This window comes from uncultured Thiodictyon sp. (assembly GCF_903828115.1).
Taxonomy (GTDB): Bacteria; Pseudomonadota; Gammaproteobacteria; order Chromatiales; family Chromatiaceae; genus Thiodictyon.
In genome coordinates this window covers 1-9,336 of the sequence record NZ_CAIKKU010000519.1, presented here as the reverse complement: position 1 = coordinate 9,336, position 9,336 = coordinate 1, and the positions used below count along the sequence as shown (strand labels likewise).

At 71.5% G+C, this 9,336-nt stretch carries 4 protein-coding genes; 1 reads left to right on the top strand and 3 read right to left on the bottom strand.

Annotated features, from left to right (window positions below):
• Positions 1–168 precede the first annotated feature (168 nt).
• A complete protein-coding gene (recD, locus tag QZY48_RS19075; RefSeq protein ID WP_295434152.1) occupies positions 169–2,127 on the bottom strand; it encodes an exodeoxyribonuclease V subunit alpha in 1,959 nt (652 codons plus the stop codon).
• An 83-nt stretch (positions 2,128–2,210) separates the two neighbouring features.
• Positions 2,211–7,283 (bottom strand): PAS domain S-box protein, encoded by a 5,073-nt coding sequence (locus tag QZY48_RS19070; protein WP_295434151.1) that lies wholly within the window; start codon positions 7,281–7,283, stop codon positions 2,211–2,213.
• Between the two features lie 321 nt (positions 7,284–7,604).
• Between QZY48_RS19070 and QZY48_RS19065 the strand changes: the two genes are divergently transcribed.
• Positions 7,605–8,153: a DUF2878 domain-containing protein gene (locus tag QZY48_RS19065; RefSeq protein ID WP_295434149.1), complete on the top strand. Its 549-nt coding sequence runs from the start codon at positions 7,605–7,607 to the stop codon at positions 8,151–8,153.
• A 108-nt stretch (positions 8,154–8,261) separates the two neighbouring features.
• On the opposite strand, the gene QZY48_RS19060 is transcribed toward QZY48_RS19065, so the two are convergent.
• The gene (locus QZY48_RS19060; protein WP_295434155.1) at positions 8,262–8,522 is read right to left on the bottom strand and encodes an SMR family transporter; all 261 of its coding nucleotides are present in this window, start codon (positions 8,520–8,522) and stop codon (positions 8,262–8,264) included.
• Between the last annotated feature and the right edge of the window lie 814 nt (positions 8,523–9,336).

The following is a 9,336-nucleotide window of genomic DNA, read 5'->3' as shown; positions in this document are numbered from 1 at the left end:
TCGTTGTCGTAATCGTAATCGTAATCGTAATCAGAGAATCGCTGCAATTTGGCGAAGGAGGGAATCCGGGGCGCTACGATAACCTCGACAACGACAACGACAACGACAACGACAACGATAACGACAACGACAACGACAACGACAACGACAACCACCGGCAACCCGCTCTCAGTCCACCGTCGGCCACAGTGCGTCATACAGGCCGGAGGAGCGCTGCACCTGCCGGTGCACCGCCGCCGCCAAACGTTGCGCACCGGCCACCAGGGTCACCTGGCGACGCGCCCGCGTCACCCCCGTGTAGATCAATTCCCGGGTCAGCACCCGGCTGTCATGGGGCGGCAGCACCAACACCACCTCATCGAATTCAGACCCCTGGCTCTTGTGCACCGTCATCGCGAACAGCGTCTCGAGCGTCGGCAGGCGATGGGGTGAGAGCCGCCGCAGGCCCTCCGCGGTCTCGAACCAGGCGCGCAGTTCGCCCCCGGCCGCGGGGTCCGGCAGCAGTATCCCCACATCGCCATTGTAGAGCCGCAGGTCATAGTCGTTGGCGGTCACCAGGAGTGGTCGGCCGACGTAAAGCCCGCCTGTCGGCCGGACGAGCCCGGCGGCGGCCAAGGCCTGCTCGGCGATCCGATTGAGCCTTTGCAGCCCCGCGGGTCCGTCATGCACCGCGCACAGGACCCGATAGCGGCCAAGCGCGGCCAGGGCCGCGGTCGGGTCGGCGGCGGTCATCACCAGGCGGTGCCGGGGCACCACGAATCCGGCAATGAAGGCCGCGAGATCGGCGCCGTCCAGGTCCAGGCGTCGGGCGTCGGCGTGGTCGGCCGCGCAGGCCGCGACCACCCCGGCACCATCGCCCCGCTGGATGGCGGCGGAGACGGCATGGATCCCGCTGCCGGGCAGGAATCGGTAGCCGCGGCGCAGCAGGGCGATGGCGTCGCCCAGACCCGGGCGGCCGCATGGGTCAGGGTTGGCCACGGGCCCGGCGCCGACGCTCCCCGCGGTCGGTGTGGCACCCACCTCGGCCAGGGCCGCGGCCAAGGTCGCGGACCACGCGGGCTCGCGCCCCCGCCCGCAGAGATCGGCCAGCACGGCCCCGGCCTGGACCGAGGCGAGTTGCTCCCGATCACCCAGCAGGATCAGGCGGCAGGCCGCGGGCAGGGCGGCCAGGAGCCGGGCGGCGAGCGGCAGGTCGAGCATGGACGCCTCGTCCACCACCAGCAGGTCCAGGTGCAGCGGATTGTCCGGCCCGTGACGCGGCGCGGCCCGCCCCGGCCTGGTACCGAGCAGCCGGTGCAGCGTCGTCGCCGCCTCGGGGATGGCGGCCGCACTCCCCGCGTCCAGTGCGCCGTCGCCCAGCAGCGCCGCCTTGGCCTGACGGATGGACTGCGTCAAGCGTGTCGCCGCCTTGCCGGTGGGGGCCGCGAGTCCGATTCGCGGGGTCTCGCCGCGGGCGCGGGCCTGGTCGATCAGGAGCGCCAGACAGGCGGTGACGGTGCGGGTCTTGCCGGTGCCCGGACCGCCGGAGATCACACACAGCGGCCGCAACACGGCCATGGCCGCCGCTACCCGCTGCCAGTCGAGGGTGCCGTGCGGTGCGGCCGGGAACAGGCGCGTGAGCCCCGCCGCCAGGCGCCCGCGATCCACCCCCGCCGCCAGGCCCGCGGCGCGCGCCCCGATGGCCTGTGCCACCCCCCGCTCGAAGTGCCAGTAGCGCGCCAGATAGAGCCGGTTCGCGGCGTCCAGGATCAGGGGTGAGTGCGCGCCCCCTGCCAGGGCATCCGCGGCGCCCTGCACCGCCGGCCAGGCCAGCAGCTCGGCCCGCCACTGCGCGAGCGGCGGGGCCAGCAGCCAAGGCAACTCCGGGAAGGGCGAGCGCCCCGCCAGCCCAGGCAGGTCCAGGCACAGGTCCCCCGCGCCCACCTGCCGGCTCGCCAGGGCCGCGGCCAGCAGGCGTGCTCCGGTCGCCTCACCGACCAACTCCCCCAATTGGCGGGCGAAGTGCAAATCGAGCGCCCGCAGCCGCCGCAGCGCCACCGCCTGGCGCAGGCCGTCGAGAAACCCCTGTTCGGCCGGGAGCAGCAGGGGGGTTGGAACGGGGTCCGCGTCCGGGCAGTCTGGATTCATCAGTATTGTCTTCTCCGGTCACATAACATGCCGCGCCGCCGTGATAGGCCGGACGATAATGCGCTCACTCTGCATCTGTGCGTTCATCCTTCATCCTTACATCCTTCAGACGCGGTCCCGGGGTCGAGGGCGGCGCGTAGCGCGTCCAGCAGGGTGGCCAGGGTCTCCTCCAGGCGCGCGATCCGGGGCTCCAGCTCGGCGCGCGGGCGCCCGTCGCGCAGGGCCAGTTCCAGGTCCAGCGCCTGGGCCTGGATGACGGTGGCGCCCAGGGTGGCGGCGGCGCCTTTGAGGCCGTGGGCGATGCGGCGGGCGCCGTCGCCGTCGCCGCAGTCCAGGCGCTCGCGCAGGCGGGCCGGGGCCTCGCGGTGGCTGTCGGCGAAGACCCGCAGCAGGTGCGCGAGGCGCTCGACCCGGCCGGCGAGGTGGCGCAGCGCCAGGGCGGTGTCCAGGCCGGGGATCGCGGCGAGGCGGGCCAGTGGTGCGGCGCTTCCCGGCTCAGTGCCGGTCGCCGCCGCTCGGGTCCCGGCGGCCGGGGCCGCGCCGGCGTCCGCTGCCGGGATTGGCAGGGCCGCCCCGGGCGGCAGCCAGCGCAGCAGGGCGGCGAACAGCACGGCCGGGTCCACCGGCTTGCCCACATGGTCGTTCATCCCCGCGGCCAGACAGCGGGCGCGGTCTTCGCCGAAGGCGTTGGCGGTCAGGGCCAGGATCGGGGTTGCGCCGTAGCCGGGAAGGTCGCGGATCGCCGCGGTCGCCTCCAGGCCGTCCAGTACCGGCATCTGCACGTCCATGAGGATCAGGTCGTAGGGGGCCGCCCGCGCCAGCGCCACGGCTTGCGCGCCGTCGGCCGCCAGGTCCGCGTGGAGCCCGGCCCCGCGCAACAGTTCCAGGGCGACCTCCTGGTTGATGGGGTTGTCCTCGGCGAGCAGCACGCGCGCCCCCGGGTGCGTGCGGCGCAACGCCAACTCTGCCGCGTCGGTGGCGTCCGCCGCCGCAACGGTCGGCTGGTTTCCGGCGCCGCCCGGCGCCCGCGCCCCCCGCCCCAGCCGGGCGGTGAACCAGAAGGTACTGCCCGCCCCGGGCCGGCTCTGCACCCCGACGGCCCCGCCCATGCGTTCGGCCAGGCGCCGGTTGATGGCGAGCCCCAGCCCGGTGCCGCCATGGCGGCGGGTGGTCGAGGGGTCCAACTGCTCGAAGGCATCGAACAGGCGCCCCTGGTCGGCCGGGTCGATGCCGGGTCCGGTGTCGCGCACGGCGCAGCGCACCAGGCGCGCGTCCGGGCCGTCCGTGACGATCCCGGCCTCCAGGGCGATGGTCCCCCGCTCGGTGAACTTCACCGCGTTGGCGAGATAATTGAGCACCAGTTGGGTGAGCCGGGTGGGGTCCCCGCGCAGCATCGGGTCGGCCGTCAGGGCGGGGTCGAGGTGCACTGCCAACTCCAGACCCTTGGCGCGCGCCTCATCCGCCACCAGGGCGGCGGCGTGCGCGAGCACCGCGGCCAGGTCGACATCGCACTCCTCCAACTCGAGCCTGCCCGCGTCGATCTTGGAGAAGTCCAGGATGTCGTTGAGGATGGCGAGCAGATGATTGGCCGCCTTGGCGATCTTGCCGAGCTTGTCGCGCTGGTCCGGGTCCCGGGTGCCCCGGTGCAGCAGGTGGGCGAGCCCCAGGATGGCGTTCATGGGGGTGCGGATCTCGTGGCTCATGTTGGCCAGAAAGAGGCTCTTGACCTGGGCCAGGTGCTCGGCCGTGGCGCGCGCCTCGGTGAGGCGGGCGATGAGGTCCAGGTTGGCGAGCCCCACCGCCGTTGCGTCCGCCAGGGCTTGGGCCAGGTCCACCGCCTCGTCGCGGGTCCGATGGGGCTCTGCCCAATAGCAACCGATGGCGCCCAGGGGTTGGGTGCGGCCGACCGGGACCACACAGAGACCCCGCACGAAGGTCCCTTCGTAGAGGTCCGGCGGGACCCGCGGGTCGTCGGCGACGTCGTCCAGGGTGAGGGGCGCGGCGTGGCGGATGACCCAGCCGGCGGCGCTGGCGTCCAGGGGGAAGCGGCGGCCGGCCCACAGCGGGCCGATGGCGTCCTCGCCGACATAGCGGCAGGTTTCCCCGTCGCGCAGCACCAGGCAGGCCCCGTCGGCCCCGGTGAGCCGACGCGCCGCAGCGCACACGATGCCGGCCAGGCCGGCCAGGTCCCGGACCCCGGCGATGCCCTCCACCGCGCCGGCCAACCGGCGCAGCCGCTCCTCCAGGCGCCGCCGCTCGGTGATGTCGAGAAAGCTCACCACGGCGCCGATGGTCACCGCGTCCCGGACCATCGGGTGGGCGGAGTAGATGACCGGGATCGCCTGCCCGTCCGCCCGCCAGAAGACCTCGTCGTCGACCCGGACCGTGTGGCCGTCGCGCAGGGCGGCTACCATCGGGCACTGTGCCGCCGGGTAGGGGCTGCCGTCCGGCCGGGAGTGATGGACCAGGTCGTGGAGTGCGGCGCCGACCAAGGCCTCCGCCGGGTAGCCCAGGAGGCGGCAGGCGGCCGGATTGGCGAAGCTGATGGTGCCGTCCGGGGCCAGACCGCAGAGGCCGCTCGCGCTGGACTCCAGGATCAGGCGTTGTTCCTCCTGCGCCGCGCGCAGGGCCGCGGTGCGGGCGGTGACGGTCTCCTCCAACTGGTCGCGCTGTTGCGCCAGGGCCAACTGCGCCGTGCGCTCCGCGGTGATGTCCCTGACGGTGCAGATCATCCCCAGGTAGCCCGCAGCCCCGAACCTGGGCAGCAGCCAGCCAGCCTGCCAGGCGTCCCGGCCCTGCGGGGTGACGAGTTGCAGGGCCCAGGCCGTGGGCGCGCCCGTTTCCATGGCCTGGAGAAACAGGGGGCGCAGTTCACCCACCGTCTCCGGCGCAAATCCGTCCAGGGCGTGGCGCCCGAGCAAGGCCGCGGCCGGCACCCCCGCGATCCGGGTCATGGCCGGGTTCGTGTAGGTGACGCGCTGCTGCGCGTCGGTCGCCAGGATGCCCTCCTGGACGCGCCCCAGGATGTCCTCGTAGAAGGCCTTCTGGGCCGCGATCAGTGCGTGCGACTCGGCCAGGGCGCGGGTGCGATCCAGGTTGTCCAGGGCGTAGGAGAGGTCCTGGACCATCTCCTCGAGCAGGGCCATGACCTCGGCGTCGAAATAGCCCGGACCCGCGGCGCCGACCTCCAGCACCCCGACCGGCTGCCCGCCGCGTCGCAGGGGCAGGCAGGCGACCGCGCCCAGGCCGGCCAGCGCGGACGCCTCCCCGCCGCCCCCAGGCCCCTGATCGGTCGCCCAATCGTTGCTGACCAGGCTCGCGCCGGCCGCGAGCACGGCGGCGGCCAGGGTGGCGCCCGGCGGCGGGGGCGGGTCGAGCGGGATCGCCAGCGTGCGCAGTGACTGCGCCGCCGCGCCTGCCGCCGCGACCGGGAGCACGCGATTGTGCGCGCGGTCCGCGAGCCCGATCCACACCAGCCCGAAGCCCGCCAGGCGCAGTGCGATGTCGCACACCTGCCGGAACAGTTCGGTCTCGTCCGTGGTCCGCACGATCGCCTGATTGGTGTCGCTCAAGGTCTGGTACAGCCGCGAGAGGCGCGCGATGCGCTCCTCCGACTCCTTGCGCCCGGTGATATCGAGCAGGGTGCCGGCCCGGCGTCGCGGCTCGCCGTCGGCGTCCCAGTCGAAGCCGTGGCCGCGGTCAAGTACCCAGAGCCAGTGCCCGGTCCGGTGGCGTACCCGGTACTCGGCCTCGAACTGTGCCCGGGTCCGCCGCGCTTGCGTTGCCGACTGTTCCACCCGCGGGCGGTCGGCCGGGTGGATCAGGCCCCTCCACCCCGCCACGGTCATCTGGAATTCCCCGGGGGCGTAGCCCAGGAGGCGTTCGTAGCCCTCGTTGAGGTACACCGTACCGGTCGCGAAATTCGCGTCGTAGAGCCCCAGATTGGCCCCCTGCACGGCCAGATCGAGCCGCTCCTGCGCCTGGCGCAGGGCCGCCTCGGCATGCCGGGCGCGCAGCGTCGCCAGGGTCAGCACCAGGAGCGCAAACGACAGGGACGCGAGCACCGTCAGCGCGCCCAGGACCAGCCCGCGGTACTGGGCGTAGAAGGTCACGGGGCGATTGATGACCCGGCTGTCCGGCGGCAGGGCGGTCGCGGCGATACGCAGCCGACGCAGCTCATCGTCGTCGAACTCCGGGTAGGAGCGGCTCAATTCCACCGGGATCTCCGCCGGGTCCTCCCCCGCCAGCACCCGCCGGGCCAGGGCCGCCGCCTGGGCGCCGTGCTCCCGGCCGTCGAGCAGCAGGCCACCGACGATGCCGTGGCCCAGGCGGGTCGCGTGCATGGCATAGACCGGGACCGGGCTCGCGGCGGCGATCAGGTGGGTGCTTTCTTCGCGGGAAAAGACCCGTCCCGCCGCATCGGTCACATAGGTCAGGATGAGCACCAGGCGGTCCGGGGGCAGGGCGGCGAGTTGCCCGGCCAGTTCCGCAAAGGGGACCGCGGGGGCGAAGTCGACCGCCACGCGCCCACCCAAGTCCGGCACGATGGTCTGCATCGCGCGGCGCATCGCGCGGCCGCTGGCGGTGTCGTCGTCGATCACCAGCACCCGCCGGGTGCCTGGATGCAGTCGCAGCGCCAGTTCCAGGGTCCCGGCGATGTCCTCGATCTCGGCGACCCCGGTGGTCCCCGGGCGCTCGTGCAGCCACTCCGGCCGAAAGCCGTTGACCCCGGCAAAGACCGCGGGGACACCGGGAAACAGGTCTTGGGGATAGGTCCGCAGGAGGTCTAAGGCGGGGTTGTCGAGCGCGATGACCAGGGCCGGGGGCCGCTCCCGGTACTTGCGCGCCAGGGTCTCCTGGAGGAACGCCAGGTGTCCGGGGTCGGGGAAGCGCTTGGTGTCCAGGTACTCGACCATCGGCACCAAGGCCGGGTCGGCGGCCTTGAGGCCCGCCAGGAGGCCGGCGACTTCCTGGTCCGTCCAGGCGTCGCCCTGGTGATAGGAGGCCAGCACCACCACCGCGGGGGCAGGCGCCGCGACTGCCGCGACGCCGGTGTCCGCCCGGGCCACACCGGCCCGGCTCAAGACACCCGCCAGACCGCTGGACAGGCCGATGAGCGCACTGAGCAGGACCGCCGCCGCGAGCCGTCGTAACACCGTCGAAATTCCCCCTGGGCCAAGGGCGCGCGCCAAAAAACGCAGTCAGGCGCCCGTGGCTAGTATGGCAGAAGCGGCGCCGCGGCACATCGGCGTTGCGACCACGCGGGAGGCCGGTGGTCCCGATCATCCCGCCGCCGGACGCGGGCGTCGGGCCGCGGCGCAACACGTTGCTAACGCCGATAGCGATGGTCCAGCCGCGCGTAACCTCTTCAAGATCCGGGCGCCCGCTGCCGTTGCCGGCCCCGGCCGCGGGTTGCTTTCCGCGGGGCCAGGCGCACCTTCTTTCTAAAGGTTGGTGCCGTCCTGACCGGAGGTGATGTGTCTCGTGTACTGCTGAACTTTGTCGCCTATCAGATCGCCTGGTTCGCCTGCGTCCTCGGCGGCGCCCATCAGTTGCCCTGGGTCGGCGTCGCCGTGACCGCGGTGGCGGTGGCGATTCACCTGGCCCTGGTGCCCGCGCCCGGGCGGGACGCGCTCCTGATCCTGACGGTCGCCGCGATCGGCGCACTGTGGGACGGGCTCCTGGTCGGGCTCGGCATACTCGAATACCCATCGGGTGTAGTCCTGCCCTGGCTCGCCCCGGTGTGGATCATCGCCATGTGGGCGGGGTTCGCCACCACGCTGCATGTCTCCCTGCGGTGGCTGCTCGGACGCTGGCGCCTGGCGACCCTGTTCGGGGCCCTGGGCGGGCCGCTCGCCTACTACGCGGGGATGCGCCTCGGGGCGGTGAACTTTCCCGACCCCGTCGCGGCGCTCGCCGTGCTCGCGGGCGGCTGGGCGATCCTGATGCCGCTGGCCTGCTGGATCGCCATCAAGCTGGACCTCGACCCGCCCGGGCTGGGTGATGAGGTCGCGACCAGTCCGTAGGGCCCGCCCGGCGCAAGGGTGCGGTGGGGTTGGTCGGCGCGAGGGGAAAGGGGCCAGGGGCAGAGAAGCCCCAGAATGGTCTGAGCCTTTCCATCGTGCGGTACCAGGTTACGCGCCGGAGGACAGCTTGAGGCCGATGATGCCGCCGACGATAAGCCCCAGGCTGACCAAGCGCCCGGGGTTCGCCGACTCGCCCAAGAGCATGATGCCAAGGATTGCAGTGCCCACCGCGCCCACCCCGACCCAGACGGCGTAGGAGGTGCCTACGGGCAAGGACTGCATCGCCACACCCAAAAGCCCGAGACTGATCATCATTGCGGCGATCGTGCCAACCGTGGGCCAGAGTCGCGTGAAGCCTTCTGTGTACAGTCTTCCGGCAAAGTAGCGGGAGCGTCGTCGGTAAAGAGAACTTCAGAATCCGGCAGGGCGCGAAGCTTCTCCCAGTCGGTATTTCCTTCAGCGCCTTTTGCGGTAGCGCTGCGACCATGCTCTTTGTTCATGACCTACTGCCTTTCGGGCTGAAATCGAGAATATATTAGTGCTGACTCCGGTTCCTTAAAGAATCTATACTCTTTAAGCATTTTTTCTGCCTAAGTGCGCGAAAGATCTGAACCGTTTTCACATCCTGATAGGATTAGCATAGAGATGATCGCCGCTAGACAAAAGGAGCGCTTCGCCCTAGGGCAGGCCATCGTCGACCAAGCCAGTGACACCGACGCCTGCGTCTTCGCATTCATGGTAACTCTCCAATTTTCCCCTAACGTCGAACGACGCGGTGGGCTCCGGTTCCGAGGCAGGTTCGGGTGGCGGGGCCGCGGGCGTCGGGCGGATCAGGGCCGGGCGGATGCCCGCAGGGCAGTCCGCCATCATGTCGGCGAAAGCGGCGGAACCGCTGCGCAGCCCGGGAAGGTGCTCGCCCGCATCCGCTCTTGATCATCGTCCCGGCCGCCACCCAAGCGCCCCACACCGGAGGTCGAGGCTTTACCGTGAACGTCCCGCGGGGACCTTGTGGGAGCGGCTTCAGCCGCGACGAGGCCTCGCGGGTTACCCGAGCGTCGCGGGTCACCGCCTCTGCGTGAGAGGGTATAGACAAAATCTACCTGGCCGATATTCTTGCGCGAGTTTACAAGAACGAGGCGCGCAACGATGTCGAAAGGTGGTCGGCCAAAGAAGATCAACGAGG